The organism is Streptomyces sp. AC627_RSS907 (genome assembly GCF_019049165.1).
The window spans coordinates 1-602 of the sequence record NZ_JAGMUE010000458.1; the positions used below are offsets into that span (position 1 = coordinate 1).

At 62.6% G+C, this 602-nt stretch carries 1 protein-coding gene; it reads right to left on the reverse strand.

What is annotated here, in order from left to right; genetic code table 11:
* A partial coding sequence (locus tag KUM32_RS36450; RefSeq protein ID WP_217146178.1) for a carbohydrate ABC transporter permease occupies positions 1–452 on the reverse strand: 452 nt, incomplete at its 3' end.
* Between the last annotated feature and the right edge of the window lie 150 nt (positions 453–602).

The window sequence follows — 602 nt, forward strand, 5'->3', positions numbered from 1 at the left end:
GATTTGAGCAGGAAGACGAACGCCACGGTCGCGGCCACCGGCGGCGCGAGGTACGGCAGGTAGAACGCCGTCCGGAAGAAGCCGACACCCGTCTTCAACTTCGTGATCAGCAACCCGATGCCGATACCGAAGACGACGCGCAGCGCCACCATCACCACGACCAGCCACAGCGTGTTCCACAGCGCGGGGCCGAACAGCGGCATCTGATCGAACACGTACTTCCAGTTCCGCCAGCCCACGAACGTGGCCGGCTCGATCTGGTTGTAGTGCATGAACGAGAAGTAGACGGTGGCGACCAGCGGATAACCGAAGAAGACGGTGAAGCCAATCAGCCACGGAGAGAGGAACCCGAGGGTGCGCAACCGGTCCCGCTGGTGCTTGCGGCGCAACGCCGCGGCGTTGTCCGACCCGCCGGACGGGACGGCCTCCACTGCTTTACGTGTTCTTGCCATGGTGGGCCCCGTCAATTCTGCGCTTGGAGAGTGTCGGCGTCTATCTGGTCATCGAGTTTTCGCAGCCCCTTGTCGAAATCGTCGATCTTTCCCGACTCCGCGTCGTAGGCGAAGTCCTGGAGCGCGAGCACGTACTGCCCACCATTGATG